This window comes from Allorhizobium pseudoryzae (assembly GCF_011046245.1).
Lineage (GTDB): Bacteria > Pseudomonadota > Alphaproteobacteria > Rhizobiales > Rhizobiaceae > Neorhizobium > Neorhizobium pseudoryzae.
In genome coordinates, this window is the sequence record NZ_CP049245.1 from 100,504 (window position 1) to 123,968 (window position 23,465).

General features: G+C 59.1%; 16 protein-coding genes and 6 pseudogenes. 8 read left to right on the forward strand and 14 right to left on the reverse strand.

What is annotated here, in order from left to right:
* Positions 1-10: 10 nt before the first annotated feature.
* A pseudogene (locus tag G6N78_RS25085) lies at positions 11-931 on the forward strand (IS3 family transposase); the annotation flags it as partial.
* Between the two features lie 521 nt (positions 932-1,452).
* Here G6N78_RS25085 and G6N78_RS25090 read toward each other — a convergent pair.
* The 12 genes and pseudogenes from G6N78_RS25090 to G6N78_RS25885 form a co-directional block, all read right to left on the reverse strand.
* Positions 1,453-3,621 (reverse strand): right-handed parallel beta-helix repeat-containing protein, encoded by a 2,169-nt coding sequence (locus G6N78_RS25090; RefSeq protein ID WP_165225705.1) that lies wholly within the window; start codon positions 3,619-3,621, stop codon positions 1,453-1,455.
* A 378-nt stretch (positions 3,622-3,999) separates the two neighbouring features.
* The gene (locus G6N78_RS25095; RefSeq protein ID WP_165225708.1) at positions 4,000-4,911 is read right to left on the reverse strand and encodes a glycosyltransferase family 2 protein; all 912 of its coding nucleotides are present in this window, start codon (positions 4,909-4,911) and stop codon (positions 4,000-4,002) included.
* Positions 4,911-5,903 (reverse strand): nitroreductase family protein, encoded by a 993-nt coding sequence (locus tag G6N78_RS25100; protein ID WP_165225712.1) that lies wholly within the window; start codon positions 5,901-5,903, stop codon positions 4,911-4,913. Before G6N78_RS25100 ends, G6N78_RS25095 begins: the two co-directional genes overlap by 1 nt.
* Before the next feature lie 23 nt (positions 5,904-5,926).
* Positions 5,927-6,505, reverse strand: coding sequence for an LbetaH domain-containing protein (locus tag G6N78_RS25105; RefSeq protein WP_165225715.1), 579 nt, complete (start codon positions 6,503-6,505; stop codon positions 5,927-5,929).
* Positions 6,502-7,674, reverse strand: a complete 1,173-nt coding sequence (locus G6N78_RS25110; RefSeq protein ID WP_165225717.1) for a polysaccharide pyruvyl transferase family protein — start codon at positions 7,672-7,674, stop codon at positions 6,502-6,504. Before G6N78_RS25110 ends, G6N78_RS25105 begins: the two co-directional genes overlap by 4 nt.
* Positions 7,671-8,852 (reverse strand): glycosyltransferase, encoded by a 1,182-nt coding sequence (locus G6N78_RS25115; RefSeq protein WP_165225719.1) that lies wholly within the window; start codon positions 8,850-8,852, stop codon positions 7,671-7,673. Before G6N78_RS25115 ends, G6N78_RS25110 begins: the two co-directional genes overlap by 4 nt.
* On the reverse strand, positions 8,849-10,225 hold the full coding sequence (locus G6N78_RS25120; protein ID WP_165225721.1) for a hypothetical protein: 1,377 nt from the start codon (positions 10,223-10,225) through the stop codon (positions 8,849-8,851). The genes G6N78_RS25115 and G6N78_RS25120 overlap by 4 nt, the downstream gene beginning before the upstream one ends.
* The gene (locus tag G6N78_RS25125; RefSeq protein WP_165225723.1) at positions 10,222-11,304 is read right to left on the reverse strand and encodes a glycosyltransferase; all 1,083 of its coding nucleotides are present in this window, start codon (positions 11,302-11,304) and stop codon (positions 10,222-10,224) included. The genes G6N78_RS25120 and G6N78_RS25125 overlap by 4 nt, the downstream gene beginning before the upstream one ends.
* Positions 11,305-11,404: 100 nt before the next feature.
* The gene (locus G6N78_RS25130) at positions 11,405-12,727 is read right to left on the reverse strand and encodes an oligosaccharide flippase family protein (protein WP_165225734.1); all 1,323 of its coding nucleotides are present in this window, start codon (positions 12,725-12,727) and stop codon (positions 11,405-11,407) included.
* Positions 12,727-13,767 (reverse strand): polysaccharide pyruvyl transferase family protein, encoded by a 1,041-nt coding sequence (locus G6N78_RS25135; RefSeq protein ID WP_165225736.1) that lies wholly within the window; start codon positions 13,765-13,767, stop codon positions 12,727-12,729. Before G6N78_RS25135 ends, G6N78_RS25130 begins: the two co-directional genes overlap by 1 nt.
* A 40-nt stretch (positions 13,768-13,807) precedes the next feature.
* The gene (locus tag G6N78_RS25140) at positions 13,808-15,091 is read right to left on the reverse strand and encodes a WcaI family glycosyltransferase (protein ID WP_234906113.1); all 1,284 of its coding nucleotides are present in this window, start codon (positions 15,089-15,091) and stop codon (positions 13,808-13,810) included.
* Positions 15,092-15,330: 239 nt separating this feature from the next.
* A pseudogene (locus G6N78_RS25885) lies at positions 15,331-15,528 on the reverse strand (GDP-mannose 4,6-dehydratase); the annotation flags it as partial.
* Positions 15,529-16,972: 1,444 nt separating this feature from the next.
* Here G6N78_RS25885 and G6N78_RS25150 point away from each other — a divergent pair.
* The 4 genes and pseudogenes from G6N78_RS25150 to tnpC all read left to right on the forward strand — a co-directional run.
* Positions 16,973-17,422 (forward strand): annotated as a pseudogene (locus tag G6N78_RS25150) (transposase); the annotation flags it as partial.
* 88 nt (positions 17,423-17,510) lie between these two features.
* Positions 17,511-17,969 (forward strand): IS66-like element accessory protein TnpA, encoded by a 459-nt coding sequence (tnpA, locus tag G6N78_RS25155; RefSeq protein ID WP_165225740.1) that lies wholly within the window; start codon positions 17,511-17,513, stop codon positions 17,967-17,969.
* Positions 17,966-18,319 (forward strand): IS66 family insertion sequence element accessory protein TnpB, encoded by a 354-nt coding sequence (gene tnpB, locus G6N78_RS25160; protein ID WP_165225742.1) that lies wholly within the window; start codon positions 17,966-17,968, stop codon positions 18,317-18,319. Before tnpA ends, tnpB begins: the two co-directional genes overlap by 4 nt.
* 62 nt (positions 18,320-18,381) lie before the next feature.
* Positions 18,382-19,482 (forward strand): annotated as a pseudogene (tnpC, locus tag G6N78_RS25165) (IS66 family transposase); the annotation flags it as partial.
* Between the two features lie 266 nt (positions 19,483-19,748).
* Here tnpC and G6N78_RS25170 read toward each other — a convergent pair.
* Positions 19,749-20,783 (reverse strand): IS110 family RNA-guided transposase, encoded by a 1,035-nt coding sequence (locus G6N78_RS25170; RefSeq protein WP_165225745.1) that lies wholly within the window; start codon positions 20,781-20,783, stop codon positions 19,749-19,751.
* A gap of 73 nt (positions 20,784-20,856) precedes the next feature.
* Between G6N78_RS25170 and G6N78_RS25175 the strand changes: the two are divergent.
* From G6N78_RS25175 to G6N78_RS25185, 3 genes and pseudogenes are all read left to right on the forward strand, one after another.
* Positions 20,857-21,411: pseudogene (locus tag G6N78_RS25175) on the forward strand (IS66 family transposase); the annotation flags it as partial.
* Positions 21,412-21,510: 99 nt separating this feature from the next.
* Positions 21,511-22,181, forward strand: a pseudogene (locus G6N78_RS25180) (transposase); the annotation flags it as partial.
* On the forward strand, positions 22,178-22,522 hold the full coding sequence (locus G6N78_RS25185) for a hypothetical protein (RefSeq protein ID WP_165225748.1): 345 nt from the start codon (positions 22,178-22,180) through the stop codon (positions 22,520-22,522). The pseudogene G6N78_RS25180 and the gene G6N78_RS25185, both read left to right, overlap by 4 nt.
* 114 nt (positions 22,523-22,636) lie before the next feature.
* Here the strand turns inward: G6N78_RS25185 and G6N78_RS25190 are convergent, their stop codons facing one another.
* Positions 22,637-23,422, reverse strand: a complete 786-nt coding sequence (locus G6N78_RS25190) for an IclR family transcriptional regulator (RefSeq protein WP_165225752.1) — start codon at positions 23,420-23,422, stop codon at positions 22,637-22,639.
* Positions 23,423-23,465 lie beyond the last annotated feature (43 nt).

Consider the following 23,465-nt stretch of genomic DNA (forward strand, 5'->3'; position numbering starts at 1 on the left):
CATCCCATTAATGGTAGGGCCTGCCGCCAAGCGTGACGCTGTCGCGCACCTGAAGGCCATGATGGGCCTCTCGGAGCGTCGGGCCTGCCAGATCATTTCCGCCGACCGCAAGATGATCCGCTACCGGTCCTGCCGACCGCCGGAGGCCGAGTTGCGAATGAAGCTGCGCGACCTCGCCAACCAGCGACGGCGTTTCGGATATCGGCGGCTGTTCATCGTGCTCAGACGGGAGGGAGAACGATCTGGCGTCAACCGCATCTACCGGCTCTATCGCGAGGAAGGGCTATCGGTTCGCAAACGGAAAGCTCGACGACGGGCCGTCGGCACGCGTGCGCCAATCCTGGTCGAGGCGAAGGCCAATGCGCGTTGGTCGCTGATCAGTTCGCCTGCGGCAGACGCTTCCGTGTCCTCAACATCGTCGACGATGTCACGCGCGAGTGCCTGGCGGCGATCCCTGACACTTCGATCTCCGGCCGTCGGGTTGCTCGCGAACTGACGACACTGGTCGAGCGGCGCGGCAAACCCGGCATGATCGTCTCCGACATGCTATGGCAGCGAGTTCACCAGCAACGCGATCCTTCGATGGACGGATCGGGCCAAGGTAGAATGGCACTACATCGCGCCGGGTAAGCCGATCCAGAACGGCTATGTCGAATCTTTCAACGGCCGCATGCGCGATGAGCTGCTTAACGAAAGCCTGTTCTTCGGCCTCGATCATGCCCGCAGCGCCATTGCGGAATGGACCGACGACTACAACAATTTCCGGCCACACTCATCGCTCGGATACCGGACTCCGGCGGACTTTGCCGGGATCATCGCCGCAACCGGCTCCAACGCTACGCAATCTGGAAGCTTCGCGTTTCCGCCGGTTGCTCCCACCACGCCATTTGGCATATCAAAAACAGCCGAGGCTCTAATCGCAGCCGGATGAAATTTCAGTGGCAGGTCATATGGGCGATGATGACAAGAGAGCAAAATTACAGGATGGCCAGATCCGCTGCCTCCAGTCGGCGGCAATGCGGAAAATGCCCGGGGTGATGAGCCCCGGTAAGAAGATCGACTGACGAAATGATGCGGAAAGGACTTCAATGTTCAGAATGGGGTAAGCCAGTCCTGGGGCTCGAGCCAACCAAGCTCTCTGAACCGATGTGGACCCTGTTGTTCGAATTGCATGCCGGCCCGTGGCTATTTCAGGCCACATTATGTGGCCTGACACACGACCGATAGAATTCCTCGTCCGCTGACGGTCGTTAGAAAATTCTTATTGCCAAGCAGGGGGCATGCCCACACACACGCCGCGTCCCGGTCATTTCTACGATCAGGATATTTGCTCATCCATCGGTTGGAATCCGATAGGACAGATAATGCAAGGGACGCATACTGTGGCGAATTGAGTCACCCGAGCCGCTCAGCAAAGCCCGCAATCATAGCCGATTTTGCACAAAGTCGAGCTTAGGGAGAGGCGTGTTTCTGGGGTATCTTGACGTCACTCATCCTGTTGTCGCGGATCGTCAGTTCTTCGACGCCGGTACCGATGCTGATGCCCACGTCGGAATGATCGATCGTGTTCTGCTCGATCAGTACGTTGCGCACCGAAGGATAGGTTTGCGACTGGCCGTCCACGCTAATCGTGCCGCTGGCATGCAGTTCGTTGCCGCGGATTACAATACCGAGGCTGAGCAGCGTCGTGTTGTCCTTGAATTGCCGTCCGGTGACGATGATCCCCGCATTGTTGGTGAAGGCGGCGGAAATCGTGCGATTGTCGAGAAACTGTGTATAGAAATTCGGCTGAGGATGGCTGTAGTTCAGCGAGGTCGTCTTGAAACCAGTGGCCCTCAGAGCGCGGTTTTCCGCGAAGGTCTGTTTGTAGCCGGTGCCGAACACCATGGCAGATCCGACGTCTTGGAAATCGTTGCCGATGATCAGGTAGTTTTCCTGCATTGGGACAATGGTGACGACCGATTCAGCATCGATATTGCCGGATATGTCGCGGTCCAGTTCTAGCATGTCGCCGTCCCGTTTCACGATCTTCGCGACTGTCCCGACGCCGCGCCCCTGCAGCACGAAGAGGCCGGTACCTTCCCAGTTCTTGTCCTTCAGTTTGCCGAGCCCGATGACCTCCATGCGGACCGACCTCCCGCCCTCTGCAGTCAGTTTGCCAAGATAATAACCGCGCGGGCCGTCCGATGTCAGCGCCTCCCTGTCCCAGCCGTAGAGCGTTTCGATCCTGTTGTTGCGCATCAGGACATTGCGGGCGATTGGGCCACCGAACGTGTTGATGCCGCCGCCCGAGGCTTGCAAGTCGGTTCCTATGACGCGGTTGTTCTCGAAAATCACACCGTCGGGCGCCGAAATGCCGTACCAGCCGCGGCGGCCGGTGCGGAACGTGTTGCCGGACAACCTCGCACCCGTCACCCGCGTGACGACGAAGGGCCGCATCGAGGAGAGTATGTCGCAGTCCTCGACAACAATGTTGCGGCCGGTGAGAAGCAGGCCGGCAACCCCCGTCTGGATGTGCTTCTGCATCGCTTCTAGCCGTTGCTGGGGCAGGTTGTCGCGCAGATGTCCCAGGAAAGAGGACGCCCGCATTGTCACATTTCGGATGGTGATGTTGCCGCCGACCGGGTCCGCCCGGGTCGGTCCGAAACCGCCCTTGATCACGTCGAAGTGACGGCGTGTGTTGATCGTCATGTCCTCGATCGCGAAGTCCTGGAACCCCTTGATCAAGGCAGGAGGAGGATTCTCGAAATCGTTCCAAATGAGTGTGACGAGATCCCGCGATTCGCCCTTCAGCCGAACACCGTCCGGAATGTTGAGGGTTCCCGCCAGGCGGTAGATGCCAAAATGCAGGAGAAGGGTTCCGCCACCGCGGTCGTGAAGCACGTTCATCGCGGCGTTGATTCGCGCCGTATCGTCGTTATTCGGGTCGTCCGGTTGATTGCTCAAAAGCTCCACGACAGGCTTGTCCGTATGCGGCCTTGGCTCGACGCGAACCATGCCTGCATCACGCCATGCGGAGGCGTCGCCGGTGCCGTTCCAGAGGCTTGCGCGGTACACGCCCGTAGCCACAGCGTCCGGCAGGGGAAACGAAGCCGACCAGCGGTCCGGCGCCTGCACTTCCAGTTGCATTTCCTTGCCGCTTTCCGAGACTAGCTTCAGACGCGCCTTTCCCGTGATAGCCATGTTGCGGCCCGAAAGCCTGAGCCAGCCGCCGGGGCTCGCGGCCGGGCCGCGATCGCCCTGTATCCAATAAACGTCCGGGGCATTGACCGTGATGTTCGAATGAGCTTCCGGGGTCTGCAGCGTTACGGAAAATACGCCGTTCTGGAAGGAAGGCGGGACCACGAAGGACAAAGTGCTGTCGCTCTTCCCGAGAATTTCCGCGCTCGCAGGTTGGCCCGATCCGGTATCGGCGGCGTTGTCCTCCAGCCTTCTGACCTGAACGAACTTTACGGCATCTAGGCCCATGCCAGTAACCTGGACGGTCTGGCCGGGCTTGACGGGATCACTTGCCCAGAACACTTCAGGAGAGGCTTCAGATGCCGAGGCGACAAGACATAATGCCAGTCCCACAATGAATCTTTGCGATATATTACAAATGATGCCAAAGGGCAAATTCATCGAGGCTTTCCCTGATGTTGGCTATGAAGACGAGTACCGGCAAGCTATCATCCTGAGAGACGGAAACAAGGCGATACCATCTTCGTCGGAGGCAGATCCCGGAGAGTTGCACCATCAAAGTGTGGAATCAAATATTTAAATGTTGGTTTCCACCCAGAATTGAGTCGGCTATGGAGTTGAACCCATGGGTTGGACCGCCGGACACGAAAAACTGATACGTTCTGATGCGCCGCGCCTCTTGTGTCCGAACCGATCGATAAAAATCTGTAAAACAGTCAGCTCTGCGTGCATAGCTGCCACCGGCGCCTCCAGTGAAAGGTGCCAAGAGCTCCTAAGTCAACTTTCCTCCATCTGCCAAAGTAGTGCTAGGGGCTATGTTCAAAGCTTCAGGCCGGTCAGCTTCGCGAGTGCGAGGCGTTTTTCCTCCGCCGTCGTGTATCCCTGCAAAGCTCGATCGAGTTCGAGCACCTTCGAGCCGACGAGGAAGCGATACCAATATCCCTGAAGGAAATGATAGATCAGCCCCTCGCGGCCGTCCAGGAACCCGAGTCGGACCACATAGCGGAATAGGAAATAACCGAGCGTCGAAACCGGGAACGGCACGCGGTTGTAGACCTTCTCCTTGACGAGGCGCTTTACCGACGCCTGGAGCGACGAGCCTTGGCTCGTCAGCGCGTGATCCTCCGCAAACAGGCCGTAGCGCCTGTTCAGGACATCAACAGCCTCGCGGGTGGCATATTTGTTGTGCTTGTCGGTGAAGAAACCGAGGTCGTTGAGATTGTGGTCGGAAAACGGGGCGTCGAAGGTGACCGTCCGCCCGCCCCACACCAGAATGTGTTCGTCCATCCAGCGGTCTTCGATGCGCCCCTGCCCCTTGCGCCAGATCCGGGTGAGGATGAGAGGATAACGGCCGCCGTGGCGAACCCATTTGCCGAGGAAGATATGCTTGCGCTTGAGATTGATGCCGGCGATATCCGGCCCGAGATGCGGCAGCCTGTCGGCGATTTCCCGCGCCAGTTCGGGTTCGATCACCTCGTCGGCATCGAGCCGCATCACCCAGTCCGAGGCGACGACGGCGTTGTCCATCCCCCACTGAAACTGCTTGGCTTGGTTGACGAAAGGATTCTGCAAAACCGTCGCGCCGAACGAACGGGAAATCTCCACGGTCCGGTCCGTCGAAAAGGAATCGATAACGACGATCTCCGAAGCGAAGGACTTCACACTCTCGATCGCCCGCGCGATGTGGCGCTCTTCGTTATAGGTCAGGATGACGACGCAGAGCGATGCCATCAGGATACTCCGCCTTCGCCGGCCAGTTTCGCAACCAGGATCTCGTGCAGCGGGCGCCGCGGCGAACGGGCGACCTTGAGCTTGTTGCGCGATACCGGGCGGCCCACGGCGATCATCATGATGAGCCGCTCGTCAAGGCCGATCCCGCCCACCTGCTTGATGGACTTTTCGACCTTGTGGGTGACCGCCAGGTTGAGCGGGCAGGATGCGACTTCCATGGCGTGGCAGGCCAGCATGACGTTCATGGCGAACAATGCGCCATCGACATAGGCCTGGTTGCGCTGCTGGGCACCGCCCCACGCGGCGAGATCAGACGTGATGACGAAAAGGTTGTTGACGCCACCGGAAAAGCCGGCCGAACCGGCCTGCAGCTTCAGCAGCCGGTCAATGTCCTCCCGGTTCTGGAAGAAATAGGCCTTGGCCGACTGACGATTGCATTGCGACGGCGCAGACTGGGCGATCCGGACGATCTGTTCCACATCCGCACGCGGCAGGAAATCCTCTGCGAACATACGGTTGCTGTGACGCGACACGAGCAGCCGGGCGGCGTCGGGAAATGCGTCATAGGCTTCCTCCTCCAGCCGCCGCAGCCCGCCATCCGGACTGATCGCATTGGTCTTTTCGTAGCGGTCGAGAAAAGCAGCCATCTCATCGAGCAGCGGATTCTCGACGCCGAGCGCCCGGTGCATTTCGAGATAGGTATGGAAAATGCCGCAGACCTTTTCCGCCGGCAGGCGGGAGAAGGAAAGGTCGTAACGTTCAACAGCCTTCATCAGGAAGCGGATTTTGGCAACGCCGAACAGCGAACGCGGGTTGGCGAGCGAAAGGCCCTTTTCCAGCGCATGCGCCTCGATGAGGATTTTGTAGAAAAGCTTGCGCGTCTTGTCCTGGAACGGCGAAATCCCACAATAGCGGAAATAGGTAAAGGCATCCGCGCAATATTCGGTTAGGAATAGGCTGACCTTCTGGATCTTGCTTACGAGTTCCACCATATGCGATCTCCGTCGATGCCGGTTCAGGCAGCGTTTTCTGATGCGGCGGGCTCCGGCAGCACGCGGCGGGGTTTAACAACGACGCAGGGATGCCCCGCGCAGACCGACCAGGGCGGCAGATCCTTCGTCACCAGCGACCGGGCACCGACGACGGTGCCTTCCGCGATCGTGACGCCGGGCATGACCATGGATTCGGCCGCGATCCAGCAGTGGTCGCCGATGGCGATCGGCTTCGTGGTGAGCGGGCGGCGCAGCGAGCCGATATCGTGCGAGCCCGTGCACAGGAAGCTCCGCTGGCTGACGGCAACCTTCGAGCCGATGGTGATCCTGTCCATCGTGTAGCAATCGACACTGTCCCCGAGCACCGACAGCTCTCCCATTTCGAGATTCCAGGGGGCCCAGACGAAACAGGAGGCGGCCACTTTCGAGCCTTTGCCGATGCGGGCGCCGAACAGGCGCAGAAGAAAAATCCGCCAGCCGTTGAAGATGCCGCGCGGTGTCGGGCGGAACAGCAGAAGCCAGACCACGACCCAGATCCCGCGTTTCACCTTCTGGGAGCGTGGGATACTGTCGACATAGCGCAGGCTCGAAAAATCGGTCATGCGGCCGCTCCCGCCTGTTCCGAGAGCTGCGCCGACAGGTAATCGCGGCCGGTCGCCTGCATCCCGAGGAGCCTGACGTGAACGGCTTCCCAGTCGATCTCTTCGCCCAGACGGCGGCGGGTGGTTTCCAGATCGCCGGCCTGGACGAAACGATCCATGAGGTCGAGCTGGCCGAGCAGGTTGCGCACCCGCTCGTTGAGACCGCCCTTGGCACCCGGAAGGCCGACGGTAAGGAAGGGTCTCTTCAGCAGGACGCTCAGCACTGTCCCGTGGAACGAGTTGGTGACCACGAATGCGGACTTTTCAACCAGCGCCGCCCAACCCGCCGGCGACGGATAGACCGTCTTGCCGATCTCGCGCCAGCGCCGGTGGACGTTGTAGGGCGAAACGATTTCCGCGCCCAGCGATTCGGAAACCTGCGTCGTCACCTCGCGAATGCCCTCTCCCGTCCTCAAGGCGTAGCAGAAGACATGCCCCTGCCCGACCGGCTCCGCGCGGCTCAGGAGTTTGGAAAAATCTCCGAGGAGTATCGTCGGATCGGGAACGCAGACGGTATGCCGGCCTGTAATACGCCGGACGATCTCGACGCCGCTCTCTTCCCGAACGGACAGGCCGTGCATGCCGGAGAGGAAACGGCGGACGTCGCCATCGAAGGACGGATCGAGGCTGCCCTTGCCGAAGCTCGGCGCGTAGGCGACATGCCGGGCCTTCGCGGCATCCTTCATCGCGAGGAAATAAACTGAATCCAATCCCTTCTGCGGCGACGGATTCCAAATCTGGTCGCTGCCGCAGACGAGGACATCGAACCGGCCCTCAGGGCTCGCAAGAAACGCTTCCACCTCGGCCTCGTTTTCGAGGCGCGGGCCACTTACACCAAGCACATCGCGGCGGAATGCCTCGAAGTGCTCGGCCTGAAGACGGCTGCCGAACAGCTTGCGCTGGAGAGTTGAGAGACGCAGGTAGGCGACCTTGAGATTCCGGCGGAAAGCGGCCGGGCTCAGGACGTTTTCGAAATCTCCGCCCTCCTCGACATAACGGGGATGATAATTGACGAATTCCGCCTGATGCCCCTGATCGAGCAGCCATTGCCGCAGGCCGTAAGCCTGCATCAGCGCACCGAAATTCTCGGAGAAATGATAGGTCAGAATACCGATACGCTTCGCAGTCACGCGGAAACTCCATCTGTCGAGATATCGCCCTCGATTTGGGCCGCGCCACGACGGAGGCAGCCGGCATAAAGATCAAGCAAGGAGCGGGCCACTTTTTCCTTCGAATAGTCCTCGGCGACAATGCGCGCCGCGTTTCTGCCCATTTCCTCCCGCTGCAAAGGCGAAAGGTCGGCGGAGGCGAGGAGGCTTTCGGCAATCCGCTCCCGGCTCGATCCGGTTTCCAGGGCGGCCCCTTTCACAAAACCGGTGAGCAGATTGCATTCCGGCGTCATGATCGACGGGATTCCGGCGCTCCATGCTTCCAGGATCGCCATCGGGAGTCCCTCGCTTTTCGAGGGCAGCACGAAGAAGGACGCACTGGAAAGAGCACGCCGTTTGTCCTCGCCATATTGGGGACCGGCGAAGAGGATATTGCCGATCTCGCCCTCCAGCGTCTGTACTCTGCCCTCGAAACCCTCAAGACCGTCGTTCCAGCCGCAAAACACCAAGGCCGAACGCTCGCGGAACGCTGTATCGCGACGGCAGACATCCGCCCAGGCCTCGGCCAGTTCCATGCACCCCTTCTTTTCATGAATGCGGCCAAAGAACAGATATACGGTGCGGCCTTCGAACGACGGACGCCACCATGCCGGCTTCTCGGAAGATGCCGAGAAAGCGGGGACGTAATTCGGGATTTCCGCCACGATCTGGTCTGCCAGATAGGGAGCAATGTCCGACCGTTCCTTTTCGGTCAGAATCTGGAAGGCTGCGGCGCGCTTCAGGAACCGATCCTGGTAAAGCCAGGAAACGGCCTTTTTCACCGGGCGGGATCGGGACACGATCCAGGGCTCCAGCATGCCATGAGGCGTGACGACATAGGGCTTGCCCGTCACGTGGGCCCAGATCATCACCGCGAGAGAGGGAAATTGCCAAAGACCGTGAACGTGAACGATATCGGCATTTGAGCGCAGGAGTGACCTCAGCAGAGAGAAGGACAGCGCGTAGCGCCCCTTGAACCGGTCATGCACCCGGACATCCAGAGAGCCCCACTGCTTAAGGTCGGCGGCATCGTTCGGATTGCGCAGCGCTTCGACACGTATCTCAGCCTGGCCAGCAAGCGAAAGCGCCTGGAGACGAACGGCTTCCGACACGCCGCCGCCCGCGCGGGACAAGGTGGTGGCTACGATGAGAAGCTTCATGTTCGACTACTCACCGAAGGGGTTTCCATTCGCCGTGTCGCCAAAGCCGGCCGAGCGAAGAAGTGGAGATAGAGAGAGAAAAAGATGAGCGTCAGAAAGATCAGCGGTGCATTTGCCCCGATCGGTCCGCGCACGACGATCGGGATCGCAGCGATGATGATGAACTCCCGCACGGCAAGCCCATTCACCGTTACGTTTCGATTGTGCAGGAACCGCAGGTAGGCCCAGCTGAAAAGAAAACCGAAGACGGCCACCCCGACGAGACCGAAGTCGGCATAGAATTCGCCGCCGAAGAAGAGCGAAAGGTTCTCGGTTCCGGCCACGTCCATCAGCTTCAGTTCCTCGCCCATCTGCAGGGCGATCAGTTCCGACTTGCCGGGCCAGATGGCTCTCGGAACGAAGAAGAAGATGGCCCCGAGCATGCGGTTGCCATAGCTGTAGCCGATATCGGTGACATATCTTATTTCGTAGACAAGGATGTCGAACACATCCACATAAGGCAGCCGGAAGAAATCCTCGGCGGGATCGATGTTCTGGATCGCCTGGAAAATCCCCGTCCCGAGGCGGCTGGTGACGCTCAGGATCGGTAGGACCACGAGCATCCCGAACAGGCACGCAACATAGAAGGGAAGCGCCTTCAACCTGCCCCGGAGAAACAGCAGGATCACCGGCAGCCAGCTCTGGATCAGGAAGTAGCGCGGAGTGTTGTAAGGGTTCTGGGCGACCGCCAGCAGCGCCAGAGATCCGGCGACGACGGCGATGCCGAACAGACCCGGAGACCTTCCGTTCTGCCTGCCTCTCAGCATGATGGTGATCGAGAAGAAGGTCGAGACGAGCAACGAGGCCAACGCGACCAATCGAAGGATCGAAACGCTTTCGCGATCTCTTTGCGAGCGGGCCGCCAAAACATTGCCGAAACCGCCGGCAAAAACAACATAGGCAGCGAAGGAGACGAATATGGCAGCCGCCAGCAGGATCAACATGCTGCTGTCGATGGTGTAGTTGCGGACAGGCTGTCGCTGCGAAGCAGGATTTTTCCTGACCACGATTCCCGCGATCGTTGCGAAAAGCGCGAACAGAAACGGAATCGCGGCGGCGGTGAAAATCTCGTCGTCGGTGAAATAGACCCCGAAAACCGGCCCGCCCTTTCGGAAATAGTTGTCGGACAAGGTTTGGACCGGACCCAGCACGAAAAAGGCGAAATAGACAAACCAGAACATGTCAGCCACCGTCAGGTAGCTGCTCTTCACGCGCGAGACGTTGAACAGGCAGAGGAGAAAGGTGGGAAAGGTGACTATGACGGTGTCGGCGTCGCCCACCGCAACCGCATTGATCGCCCAGAGAAAGATGTAGACCGAAAGACGTACGGTCATGCGACGCTTCCCGTCAGCTTGAGCGCTGCCGAAGCAAATTGCGCCGTGTCACCCAGCTTTCCGAATTCGAGCGCCTTCTTTGAAAATCGCCGCCAGATGTCCTCGTCGTCGCTCAAAACCTTCATGAAAAAAGCCATGCCCGACGGATTGTCCGGCTCAACCACGAACCCGTTCACGCCGCTGCGCACCAGATTGTCGCGCGCGCCGCAATTGTCGGACAGGATCACCGGCAGTCCCATTGCCTGGGCTTCGATGACGACATTGCCGAACTGTTCTTCCGTGCTCGGCAGGATCAGCGCCAGGCTCGTCGCTAGCACGCGGGCAATGCCGTCCGTCTGCAGGAAACCACGAAACACCACGCTGTCGCCCAGTTGCAGTTCCTCGACCTTCTGGCGCAACTCGTTTTCAAGCGGGCCGGAGCCGCAAAGATGCAAAGGCCGCGGATGTGCCGCCGTGTTTCGATACTGGCTATAGGCTTCCAGCGCCGTCGCGATATTCTTCTTCGGAATGAAACGGGCGACGATGGTAAAATGCCGCTCCTCGAAAGGCGTGCCATCCGGCGCGGCCACGCCGCCGCCCATGGAAAGAATGCGATCGAGGGAAAGCGTGTTGTATTCCGCGGCGATCCGCCTTTCCGGAATTCCCATGAAACGCATGTAGTCGCGCGAACGTTTGCCCGAGGCGATCGCACCCTGGTAGGGGAGGAAAAAGAAGCGCTTCATCGCCTCGCGCCAGACGTTGCGGGTCAGGTCGTCGAACTTCGAGCAGCCCATGACATAAACGCGCCTGCCGAGCGCTCTCAGCATGAGGCCCGCCAAAAAGATGCCCGGTTTGTCGTAGTTGCAAAGGAAGACGTCAGAGACCCCGCTGGCGCGGCAGGTGGAAACGATGCGGCGCGCCATGTTCAGGGCGGACGCCTGCTGCCAGCCCTTTCCGGGATAAAGCGTGATCTTGCGGAACCGGCCCCCGGTCTCGCTGTTCCAGGCATATTCCTGGCTGGATGCAGAAATCTCTATGCCGACCACCGAACCGGAAGGCCCGAGCGCCGCAGCGACGGCATCGCACCGGTCAGCATGCATCGGACCGAAATTGTCCCATACGAATGCAACTGTCTTCTGGCCGTTCGTCATAGGATACCCGAAGCGTCTGGTTGAATGACACGATCTTTCGCAAGAGCAATCACGGGGTGGGCCCCGCCGATTTCACCCGCGACGCCTTCGTGTAGATTTCGTGGGAAATCCGCACATAGTTCACCGCCATCAGCGCAAGGCTGATCAGCGTCGCCGTCGCGGTGCCGACGGCACCCCACAACGGGATCAACGCCAGGTTCAGCACGATATTAAGGATGGCGACGACAACCGCGACCTTCGCCATTTCCCGGTTGTAACCAAGGCTGGTGAACAGCAGGATCGAGGGCGCGAAAGCCACCGTCAGAAGCTTGCCCGCCTGAAGAATGAGATAGGTCGGCACCGCGCTCTGATAAGCTGCTCCGAAAAGAAGCGTCACGATGTCGCTCGCAAAGACCATCAGCGGCACGCTGATGACTGCGACCGAAGCCGCCTGCAAGGCAAAGGAAAGCTTGAATATCCTCCAGTGGGCGGCAGGGTCCCTGCTGGCGCCGGCCGCTATGATGCGGGGCGCCATGAAGATGTTGACCACCTCCGAAATGATCCCGGCAAGATAGGTCATGCGCATGGCGACGCTGTAATCCCCCACCTGTGCGGCGTCGGACAGCGGACCCAGCATGACGATGTCGATCTTGTTCAGGATGATCGCGCTGCCCTGAGCGACCATCGAGGGAATGCTGATCGCGATGAGCAGACTGGCATAACGCCGCGGCGGAAAATGCCGGTTGAAAGGGCCGCGCCCGTCGCGGCGCAAAAGCTGCGCCAGGTGCCAGACGGAGAACAGGCCGGACGTGACGGAAGCCACCAGCACGGCCGCCAGCCCGGCGACCGGCCCTGCTCCCCACAAAGCCAGAATGCAGACGACCAGACCGATGTTGTAGGTGATGCTGTCGTGCACGAGGCTCCACTCGCGCTTCTTCTCGATGGTGAAGAACATCTTGGCCATTTGTCGAGCGGCCGCCATGAAGCAACTGATCGCCAGAACCGGCACGATATAGACCGCAAGCTCGCCGCGCGCCTCTTCCATCGTAAGCGCAAGCAGTGCGAGCACGATCGACGGCGCAACGGCAACAACCAGGGCGAAGTTGAAAGTCTGCCAATTGCGCGAAAACCGCCCCCGATACAGGTTGCGGGCGTAGTGATAGCTCGCCGACGCTGTGAGCCCCAGCGTCGTCACGGCGACGCTCAGCGTGACGATGCCGGTGACGAAGAAAATCACGCCCGACACGTCCTTGTCGAAGGATCGGGCGACGATCACCGACGACAGAAGCGCCATGACTTTCGAAATGCCGAGCACGACGAAAAGAATAATTGACGAGCGCAGCCTCGGCCTTACCGACGTCAATCTGCCCTGGATTGCGATCAACGTGGTCATCACTTCCCCGCACCCGCCAGATCGTCAAAATAGGCGTCGATGCTGGCGGAGCTATTGCTGAATACCGTTTTCACGACGTCGCAATGCCGCGGAAGAGTCTGCAGCACCTCGGGGAGGCGGCCATGCCCCTCGCCTTCCGAGGGCATCAGGTAAAGGTCCATCCCATTGTCCTCAAATATCCCGCGAATCTTCCGTTCTTCGGCATGCAGAACGGCGACAGGCACCGCCCCGCGGGATGCGGCGATCAGCAGCGCATGGAGACGGTTGCTGAATATTATATCCGCTCCGTCATAAAAATCACAGGTCTTCCTGAACCGGTTCCTTCCCTCGCTGGCGGGCTCCAAACGAATGCCAAGTTCAGTCGCGAGCGAACGGCAATAGGCTTCGTCCCGGCCGACCTGCCAGGTCATGACGGACGAAATGCCGGCATCGCTCAATATGCGGACAATGTTGCGAAGCTTGCCCGCAAAATATGCCGCGTTCTGGCCGGCGATCTCGCGGAAAGTGAAAAGCGCACGGCGTCTCTCCGACGGCGATTTCACCCAGGGCAACTTGAACGCAAGGTCGGGCACGAGCTTCACCTCTACGCCGTTGGCCGCCAGCAGGTCTTGGGACCGCGTATCGCGGACGGAGATTGCTTTACCGCGACGGCTGGCGAGGCGAAGCAGCCAGGCCTTGGACGTCGAAATGCGTGAATACGAAGCCCCGACGGATGCCAAGCGCAGCGATGGAAGATATTGAAGGGCCGCAAAACTGCCATCGCGCTTGTAATTGGAACGCGATGCGCTGACATCGCCGCAAGAGGTAAACAGCCAGTTTCGTCCCCCTCCAAAAGAGACCGACAGAGACTTGCGTATGAACGCGGCGGAATCTGTGTAATATTCGACATTGCAGTCAATGGCGCCCAGGTGGTCCTTCATATTGGAAAGATACCAGTCGGGTACACCGCGGGTCAGCGCGACTAGTTTCATCCGGCCGGCAAGCTCGCGCGCCAATACCGCGTTGATCACCTCATCCCCAAGGTTCTCGAACTGAGTCATAAGTGAAACCAATGCAGTCATCGTGGAATATACCGCTGAATTATAGTTTGTCGCTCAAAAGGGAGAGGCCGAACTCGCGGGAAAGACTTTCAAGGCGATCGGCCAAGGTGATCGGTCTGTCGTGTCGGCCTTCGACTTGCATTTGCTTTATCGCAGAGGCCATACCCTCAGCATTTCCTGGTGAAACGACGGTTGCCACGTCTTCAACAAAGACCGCGAGTTCCGTGTTTTCATCCGCGGTCACCAGAACCCGTCGTCCGCTCGCCAGCATGCCTCCAAGCTTCGACGGCAGAACCAGGTCGGCCGCTCCCCTTTCCTGCGGCAGGACGTGTAGATCGGGCATGTTGAGGAATTCGTTCAGCCGTGCATAAGGCTGGAACGGTAAGAAGCGGACATTGTCCAGATGGCCGTAACGCGTTTTGAGCTCCGGCTTGACCGGCCCCTCGCCAGCAATGACGAAATGGATACGCTTTTCATCTTTCAACCATTCCGCTGCATCGAGCAGGACGTTCAGTCCCTGTTTGGCGCCGATATTGCCGGAATAAAGGACCACAAAATCGTTGTCGGTGAAACCGAGTTCGGCGCGATATGCGCTCGTTACGCGCATCGGATAGATATGCGACAAGTCGACCCAGTTACGGATCACAGAAAGACGGTAATCCGGAATGCCTTTTTCGACAAGCTTTTCGGCCATGCGGTTTGATATGGTGATGATCCGGTCGAAGCCGCGAAGGGTCAGCCGCTCGAAACCGTAACCGAGCTTCTTGAGCCAGCCTTTTTCCCCGAGATGGCCGACGGCAAAGGCCGCGTCCACTTCAAGGTCCTGGACATGCAGCACCGTCTGCGCCCCGACCAGTTTGGCCGCCATCTGCGCGACCGGCGCCGCAAACAGGGTCGGCTCGATGCAGAAGACCGTGTCGGGACGGCGCCGGAGGATTTGCCAGAAGGCGATCGGAGCGGACGATATCGCGAATGAAAGGGGTGCAACCAGCCGCCAGATCCCGGCCATCCTCTCCTTGAGGACGAGCGGGACGCGAATGACGCGCACCCCGTTTTCGATCGCCGACGAATAGCGGTTGCGGTAACCCGGCTGGACTTTCCAACCCGGATAATGGGGCGGCGTCGTCACCACCGTCACGTCTTCGCCTACGGCAGCTAGATGTTCGGCGATCTCACCTGTGTATTTTCCGACGCCCGCAATCTCGGGGGCGTAGTTCATTCCGTAGACGATGATGCGTCTTTTTGCCCTTACGCGTGTGGCAGATTGGACCGGAAGGCGCGCCGGTTTGCTTTCGTCCAGGTTTTCCAAAGCTGTAGTGCTCAAGCGGCATCTCCCTGCCTGCGCTCCAGATATTCGCCGTTTAGGGAGGCGTCGTAGGCATTTGCCCCACCGGTTTCGAACTTGATCTTCGGAAACCAGCCAATTGACCTCAGCTTGTCGGCGCTCATCAGCTTGCGTGGCGTGCCGTCCGGCTTAGCTAGGTCGTGAATGATGGTGCCCGAGAAACCGACGACGCAGGCGACCAGCGTTAGTTGGAGGATCATGATGTCCTCGCCGGAGCCCACGAAGCGCGGTTCCTCGATATGCGGATCTTCGCAGAGTTGCTCGATACCGTTAGTATTAAAGCTCGAGGAGCTGCGCTTGAAGCCGCGAACCGTATAGCCCTTTTCCAGGAGCAGTTCAGTTAGATAGGCGCCGTTCTGACCCGTCACGCCGGTGAGCGAGACTACCTTTCCGTCGTTCTTCGCATGTTCACTCATCAGATCCCCCTAATGGCTTCCATCAGCATAAGTAAAAAATCATGGCCGCCGCAGCCATGTAGAAGCCTCTCCGGGCAGAAGCATCGTCCTACGGAACTCCCTACATTACAGTCATTGGTAAAGCAATTACTCGTCCCAGAGGTGGTTAACTGCTCAAAGCCTAATCAGGAAGTCCAAAATATTAATGACCCAAAAAAGTTATTGAGGCAAAAACCTTCGACGACCAAGGACTGTGGGGGGCCAGTTATGACAAGTTTGACCTCGGAACGCTTGAAGGACGCTGCAACAAACGGGAAATACGTTTATATAAGATGGAACCGATGCAAATTGCCTCATTTCTGCCACGCAACGCCTCCGCGGGTGAGGCATCCATGTGGCGCCATCGGAAATTGTGCCGATGCGTTTCCCAGGATCCTCTCATTCAGTCTCTCCGCTAGGGCGCCCTTCGGAGCATCTCCAACAAGGGGTCGCGTTGGATCCATACAGCCCATGTAATCTCGCCTGCCTCCACCTGCGACAGTCGGAATCCCGACTCCGCGAGGGGGACGTAGAACGCCTCCTGATCTGCTACATGTAAAAGTCCCGGCTGATGCAGCAGAGACAAGGCTGTCGTCCATATCTTTCGATACGTCGGCAAAATCCCGCAACTGTCCGTTGGTCATAAAAATTCGCATGAGCCGCGCATCTTATTCATATGAGGCCGCTTCGATCAGTGTTGATCTCAATTCCACCCGCATAACGTCACCTAAACGTTGCATCCGAAAGCATATTGCGCGGCGCAAAAAAATCAATAAAAACCAGCAGGCAGGTTTCCGAAACTTCGGATCGACAAAGAACAGAAATGCCTGCAAGCTGGTGGCGATACGCGTGCTTGCGGCACGCGAGTAAGAAATACGTGATTCCCACGCTCTTGCAATCCTTGAGCGCAAATATCACGAATTGCGGGGGAGCTTGAACACCGCCTGTGCAACTCGTCTCGCCGCTCTTGCGGCAGGGTCTTTGCTTCGTCCATACGAGGATTGTGTGCGGATGGTCCGTGAGTATGTCCCTCGCCATCACCGTCCCGATGTAGGTGAGAACGGTCCTGAGATCGCAGCTCGGCACGTCTTCGGCACGTTCGATGGCCTTGAGGGTAGAGCGCGCAACTGAAACAGCGGAGTTTTCAAGTCCAGAAGTTCACCGGGAAAATCGGCCTGGGAGGCGGTAAGAAGCGATATGGACTGCTATGACAAAGTGGCGTGATTTCCTAGAAGCCGGTAATCAGGGCAGTGCCTCCGTTATTGGGTAATTTATGATACATCTATATTACCCCGCGTGAGCAATTATGGCGCGCCACGTTTTGCTCATTTTCTTGAATATGGGCTCTAACAGGCTGTTGAAAAAGCCTCTCGCCAGATTTGTCTGCGGATGATTCACTGGGTTCGACAGGATTCGGGGTGATGGAATGCGTGGCGGCGATGTCCGGACGGGTGAGCTTTTCAGCTATGTCGATCTTGAGAGCCGGGTCCGGCGGGATCATCCGCTGCGGACGATCCGGTTGATCGTTAACGAGGCGCTTGGCTCGCTGGAAGGAGAGTTTGCGGCGCTGTATTCGCCGATCGGTCGACCGTCGATCGCGCCGGAGAAATTGCTGCGGGCCATGCTGCTGCAGGCTTTCTATTCGATCCGCTCGGAACGGCTTTTGATGGAGCGTCTGGACTTTGACCTGTTGTTCCGCTGGTTTGTCGGCATCGGCATCGACGATGCGGCCTGGGACCATTCGGTGTTCTCGAAGAACCGGGATCGTCTTCTCGAAGGCGACATTGCCGCGAAGTTCCTCAGCGCCATCCTGCGCCAGCCCAAGGTCAAGCGGCTGTTGTCCACCGACCACTTCTCCGTCGATGGCACGTTGATCGTAAGCGCCGTCTGTGTCCCATTGGATCCGCTGCTTTTTGACCATAGCTGGGCATGCGAGAAGGCCTCCAGTTTTATCTGGAAGCTGAATGATGGATGATGGATTTGTTGGTCGCTATGAGGTCGTTGAGCCGCGGCGCGGTAACCGGCGGTGGCCGGATGATGTGAAGGCTCGCATTGTCGCGGAAAGCCTTGAGCCTGGCGCGCGTGTCGTGGATGTCGCTCGTCGTCACGGTGTTGTAGCAAACCAGCTTTCCGATTGGCGACGTCAGGTGCGCGACGGTATTCTGGCCCTTCCGCTTGCGGCGGCCACGACTTTGTCCTCGCACGATGGTGGCGAGCCGGCATTTGTGCCTCTGGCAATCGCTGCGGAGAGCCTTGAGCCTGCCGATCCTTTGCCGTTGCCAAAGCTGGCGTGCGAAGTGCCGCAGGCGGGATCATCGGTGTTGACGTTGGAGATTGGCTCAGACGTTGTGATGCGGATTCCTGGCGATGTGCCGGTGGACCGGGTCGCCGCTCTGGTGCGCGCCATGCGAGGGACGGCATGATCGTCGCTGGCCAACGCTTGCCGATCCTGATCGCGACGCGGCCGGTTGACTTCCGCTGTGGGCATCAGGCGCTGGCTCTGATGGTGCAGACCGAGTTGAAGCTCGACCCGCATTCCGGGATGACGGTGATCTTCCGGTCGAAGCGTGGTGATCGTCTGAAGATCCTGGTGTGGGATGGCACAGGGCTGGTACTCATCTACAAAATCCTCGAACAGGGAAGCTTTGCCTGGCCCAAGGTGCAGGATGGGACGATGCGTCTTTCCAGGGGGCAATACGAAGCGTTATTCGAGGGGCTCGACTGGCGGCGAGTGATGGCGCAACGGGTGATCGCGCCGTCGGCGGCAGGGTGAATATCCCGCTGTCTTTGCATTGTTTTATTTGGCTTTTTTGTGCTGCCTTGCTATAAGATCGCATGTCGTCGCCCCTTGATCTCAGCCTGTTTCCGGACCTTCCGCCAGAGGTGGTGAAGGCGTTTGCTGCGATGCAGTTCGAGCTGTCGGTCGAGCGCGCCGCACGTCAGCATGAGCAGGCGGTGGTGGCCGAAAAGGACGCCTTCATCACTGAACTGAAGGATCTGGTCGAGAAGCTTGAAGGTCAGGTTCACGACTACCGGCGCACGAAGTTCGGACCGAAATCGGAAAAGCTCGATCCAGCGCAGATGGAACTGGCGCTGGAAGACCTTGAAACAGCGATTGCCGAAACACAGGCGCGGATTGCCGCCGTCGAGAAAAAGATCGACGCCAGCGCATCCGATCCGGAAAAAGTCGCCCCTCGCAAGGAGCGTAAGGCCCGTGCACTGCCCGAACACCTGCCGCGGGTCGAAAGAGTGATCGAGCCTGAGAGCATCGTTTGTCCCTGCGGTTGCGGCAACATGGTCAGGATCGGCGAAGACCGGACGGAACGGCTCGACCGGATTCCGGCGCGCTACGAGGTGATCGTCACGATCCGCCCGAAATACGCCTGCCCCAAGGGGCGCACGGGCGTCGTCCAGGCCAGAGCCCCGGCGCATCTTTTGGAGGCAAGCTGGCCGACGGAAGCCCTTCTGGCGGAGATTGCCGTCTCCAAGCATTCCGAACATATGCCGCTCAACTGGCAGGCCGAGGTCATGGCGCGACACGGGGTGCCAATCGACCGCACGGTGCTTGCTGATTGGATGGGGCGCACGGGCAGCGAAATCGCCCCGGTGGTCGATCATATGGCCAAGCGGCTGCTTTTGGACAGCACCAGGCTTTATGTCGATGAGACAACAGCTCCGGTCTTGGATCCTGGGCGAGGCAAGACGAAGACCGGCTATCTCTGGGCTGTGCTGCGCGATGATCGCGGCTGGAATGGCTCTGCTCCGCCGGGCGTGGTGTTCCATTACCGGCCCGGACGCAAAGGCGAGTATGCCGCTGAAATCCTCGATGGCTTCAACGGGACGATCCAGGTAGACGCCTATGGCGGTTACTCTCATCTCGCCACAACGGATCGTGTCGGCGGCGCTCCGCTGAAGCTGGCTTTCTGTTGGGCGCATCTATGGACGCCCCCGACTTTGCAAGGGCAAAAAGCACATTTGGCAAACCTGCGGCTGCGGTCATCTATTCGGCCTCCAGAGCGAGCCGCACCCTGCGACCCACGGCCTTGATGGTTGATCCGTAAAACCAACTCCCAATCACGCCACGCGAACTCAAGGTTCGATGCGCCCAACGGGCTCTGTTGGTTCCCGGTTAGCCCGGCTTTGCCATCATTCGCTTTCTATCTTCGCAACCACATCGACCCGATCCGGATCGAATTCGGCGATTACGCTGTTCTCATTGTTGCGCCCTCTCCTGGATGCCCATAGGTCCCGCCAAACCTCAGCAACGCCCAGACAATACGAGCGGTTTTGTTGGCAACGGCAACAGCCGCAACATTGGCAGGCCGACGATCCCTCAGCTTCGCAAGCCAGGTCCAGGATCGACCACGCCACCGCATGATAGATCGGCTACCGTGGATCAACAGCCGCCGGAGATAGCCGTCGCCACGTTTGCTGATGCCTCCAAGACTATCCTTGCCCCCGGTAGAGTGCTGCTTCGGGACAAGCCCGAGCCAAGCGGCAAAATGACGGCCAGATTTGAAGTCGGATGGTTCTCTCATGGAGGATACCAAAGCTGTTGCCGTCACTACGCCGACACCCGGGATCGTCATAAGTCGTCGGCAGGCATCGCTTCCCTTTACAATCCGGATTAGGTCCTGATCGATACGGAACAGCTTGGACTTCACTTCCCTCAGTTGCTCGACAAGATAACGTAAGGCGTGGCGAGCGACGGCTGGAAGCTCCTCAAAATCTTCGTCCTCGATCAGCTTTGTCAGGACGCCGACGTTGTGGGCGCGGTTCGGGGCGATGATACCGAACTCGGCGAGATGACCCCGGATCGAGTTGATGAGCTGGGTCCGTTGACGGATCAGCATCTCCCTCACGCGGTGGATCACCAAAACTTCTTGCTGCATTTCCTCCTTGATGGGTACAAATCGCATCGTTGGACGCGTCACTGCCTCGCAAATAGCTTCGGCATCAGCGGCATCATTCTTGTTCGTCTTGACGTAGGGTCGAACATATTGAGCTGGGATCAGACGAACGTCGTGACCGATGTCACGCAGCAGCCTGGCCCAAAAATGTGAGCCCGGGCAGGCTTCCAGAGCTACGAGCGATTTTGGAAGCGCCCGGAAAAAGACCTCGACCTCTTCACGCTTCAGCCTTCTTCGAATGACTGCCTTCCCGGCAGAATCTGCGCCGTGAACTTGAAAGACGGACTTTGCAATATCGAGACCAACAACACTGACTTGAGCTTCCATGGCGAACCTCCTGGTTGATACGCCTCCATCATCCTTCGAGGCGGGCTCCGGCGGAAGGGGGCGTCCATACCATCACGGACGCAGGAAGCTGATCAAGGCTGCACCGAAGAGCGGCTCACCCATTGTCGATGAGGCACTGGTGCGGATCGCCGCCCTCTACAAGATCGAAGACAGCATTCGAGGGTCAGATCCCGAACATCGCCGGGCAGTTCGACAGGCATTGTCCGCGCCACTGGTGGATGAGTTCTTCACCTGGATCGCGGCCCAGGCAGAGCGTGTCTCACGCAAGTCCGACCTCGGAAAGGCACTCGCCTATATGCTGACGCGACAGGAGGGCTTCCGGCTGTTCCTGGATGATGGCCATGTCGATATCGACTCCAACCTGGTGGAAAACGCCATCCGCCGCCCTGCCATGAACCGCCGCAACGCGCTCTTTGCCGGGCATGATGAAGGGGGCCGCAATTGGGCCCGGTTTGCCAGCCTGATCGGCACGTGTAAAATGAACGGCGTCGAGCCCTATGCCTATCTCTGCGACCTATTCACCCGTCTCGCAAACGGCCACCTCGCCAAGGACATCGATGCCCTGATGCCATGGGCCTACGCCGCCCGCATCAAAGCCTCACAATGAGCTCGTCAGATACTATCCGGTGAGCTCACATCCGGCCCGCAGGCGGCCTGACCCAATCGTTGAAATGCAAAATCAATGGGGCGTGGACGGCGCATACCGTTGATCGAAGCCTGGGCGTCGATGAAAACCGTCAAGCCGAAAGAGGGCTCGAGGGATGGCCAGACGGGTGGTCCGAGTGCGCCGCCTGTCGGAGGCGGCGGACGGAACGCAGAGGTCGACTTCCATGGCGAGAAACGCACCAACGAGACGCACGCCTCGACGACCGACCCGGACGCCCGGCTCTACAGAAAAGGCAAGGGCAAGGAGACCAAGCTCTGCTTCATGGGGCACGGATTGATGGAAAACCGCCATGGCTTGCTTGTCGACGCCTGCCTGACCGAGGCGAATGGGCATGCCGAGCGGGTGGCGGCGCTGCATATGATCGAGCCCCGCGCCGACCGGCCCTGCCGGATCACGCTCGGAGCCGACAAGGCCTATGACACCAAAGACTTTGTCAATGAGCTGCGCTCGATGCGGGTGACGCCGCATGTGGCGCAGAACACTAATGGTCGAAGTTCGGCGATTGATGGGCGCACCACGCGCCATGCCGGTTATGGATCAGCCTGTGCATCCGCAAGCAGATCGAAGAAGCGTTCGGCTGGATCAAGACAATTGCCGGGCAGGATAAGACGAAGTTCCGTGGCCGCGACCGCGTCGGATGGGCCTTCACCTTTGCAGTTGCGGCCTATGACTTGGTGCGGTTGCCGAAGCTGATGGCGGCGTCCCCATGAGCGCCGCCTCGCACTGCCGCCTGATCGGTCGCTGGCGGATCGTCGATGCTGATCTTTGGGATCGCGGCCATCTCGACCTGGTCGAGCCCGCCACGATCACCATTGGAGCCGATGGCCACGGCGAAATCGCCTTCGGCGCGCTGCAGGCCGGCCTCAATCTCGGCTACAGCCAGTCCCTGGTCCACTTCACATGGGTCGGATTTGACGAAATGGACGAAGTCTCCGGCGACGGTCACGCCGAACTACTCGACGACGGCGCAATCGAGATCACATTCGCCTATCACAACGGCGACGAGGCCGTCCTCACGGCCAAACGAGAGACTTCTTCAACAGCCTGCTAGGGCGCGCTTTGCAGAAGTCGAGTATCGTCTTGGATCGAGTTCAGTATAGTCTGCCGGGAACGATCGGTTTCGGTTAGCCGGCGGCCTTTCTTTTTTCGGGTACCATTCGTCGTTTCAGGTAGCACCGAGACGGCGCGATATCGCGTGACCTGCAGTTTTCAACTGTTCCCCAATTGCGGCAATACCTTGTGATTTCAAGTCACTGCGCAGGAAGCTGACGGCGATACCTGCGGTAATGTCTCCATCATGATCGCGAACAGGCGCCCCTACACATACCATGCCGGCGCGTATCTGGCCGTCATCGACGGAAAAGCCGCGGCTGCGCACAAGCGCAAGTTCGCCCTTCAGCTGCTCGAGCGTCTGCACGCTGTTCGACGTCAGGCGGGTCGGCAGGCCGGCGGAAAACAGGTTATCGAGGTCGTCTTCAGGTAACTCCGAGAGCAGCACCTTTCCCGTCGCCGTAAACGCCGCTGGAAGGCGTGTCCCAATCGAAAAGGTATGACCCAGAGGTCGTTCTGAGTTGCGACACGCAATGTAGATGACATCGGGCCCTTCGCGCAGCGTCAGCGTTACCGTGTAGGCCGACCATTGCCGATTGGTGTCAAGATAGTCGTTGAAAGCCGTCCTGACGTCCATCTGCGAGAGGAAGCGTCCAGCCCAGCGCACAGACTGTGGTCCGATGCGCATCGTTCCATCTGCGCTGCGGCGGATAAGGTTCAGCTCAATCATGGCCGACAGCAGTCCATGAGCAGTACTCTTTGGAAGCGACAGACGCCGGGAAATCTCCGCGGACGAGAAGCGTTCGTCACTCGTCGCCAGGAGATTGAGAATCTCGACGGCGCGACGCAAGGCAGGCACGGCGGTGCCGCCGCTCGCAATCTTCTCAGCATCCTTATCCATCGTCTTCCCTTGACAAGCCGTCGAGCATAACATCTAGTTCAAT